This window comes from Streptomyces sp. E2N166, assembly GCF_003671715.1.
GTDB classification, from domain to species: Bacteria; Actinomycetota; Actinomycetes; order Streptomycetales; family Streptomycetaceae; genus Streptomyces; species Streptomyces thinghirensis.
Genome location: NZ_RAIF01000006.1, coordinates 804189 through 805165, shown reverse-complemented (window position 1 = coordinate 805165; position 977 = coordinate 804189). Strand labels below are relative to the sequence as shown.

General features: G+C 70.4%; 1 protein-coding gene and 1 pseudogene. Both read right to left on the bottom strand.

Going from position 1 to position 977, the window contains the following annotated elements; all coding sequences use genetic code 11:
• Positions 1-7 precede the first annotated feature (7 nt).
• Positions 8-772: a DUF4239 domain-containing protein gene (locus EBH09_RS04160; protein WP_121745627.1), complete on the bottom strand. Its 765-nt coding sequence runs from the start codon at positions 770-772 to the stop codon at positions 8-10.
• Positions 773-788: 16 nt separating this feature from the next.
• Positions 789-977, bottom strand: a pseudogene (locus tag EBH09_RS38540) (hypothetical protein); the annotation flags it as partial.

Genomic DNA, 977 nt, shown 5'->3' with positions numbered 1-977 from the left:
GGACGCCTCAGCCCTTGGCCTCCGGGAACAGGCTCAGGAACGGATCCGTCGACGCCGCGACGCCGCGGCTGAACGGTGCGTCGAAGTCCCAGATCAGGAAGAGCAGGAAGGCGATCAGCGCCGAGAACAGCCCGGCGAGGATCAGTTCGCGAGCCGTACGCCGGATCTGCAGGGCGAAGACCATGCCGACCGTGACGACGCCTCCCGTGACGAGCCCGAACCACACCACACCCGGCATGGTCGCCCCGGTCGACTCCGCCCGGGCGATGCGGGCCTGGTCCGCCGCGGTCACCTGGTCGACGAGCGGCTGGTACGCCTGGGCCTCGAAGTCCGAACTCGGCTCGTAGTCGGTGACGTCCGCGCGGACGCGGTCGAGGAGTTCGGTGCCGCGCTCGGTCACCTCGCCCCGGTCGGCCATGGCCTTCCACTCCGTGGTGACGACGTGTCCGACATAGGCGTTGACATCCTCCCGGATGCGGTCACGGACGTCGGGCGGATAGACCCGGACGCGTTCCGAGATCTCGTGCAGCGCGACCGCCTCCGCCTGTACGTGGTCCTGGGCGGCGCTGCGTGCCTCCCAGACACCGGCGATGGCCAGGCCCAGGACGATGGCGTACACCACACCGATCCACATCGTCATGTACTCGATGACGTCCGGGGTCTCGGTGATGTCCTCGTCGTCGGACGCCCGGCGGTGCCGTACGAGGGTGATGATGACGACCACGACACAGGCCGCCAGCATCGCGAGGGTGAGAACAAGCCATTCCGGCAAGAGAGGCTCCAGAAGATCAGCGCGCACGGAGCGCGGCGACGGCGACCACCGCGGGCACCGTGATGAGCAGGACGAAGACGAGCGGCGACGTGGCCCCGCGCGAGGACCGCTGCTGCGGCCGGGCGGCGCGATAGCGGGGGTAGTGGACCGGGCTCAGCGACGGCCGCGGCGTGGGCGTGGCCGACGACGGGGCGGGCGCGGGAGG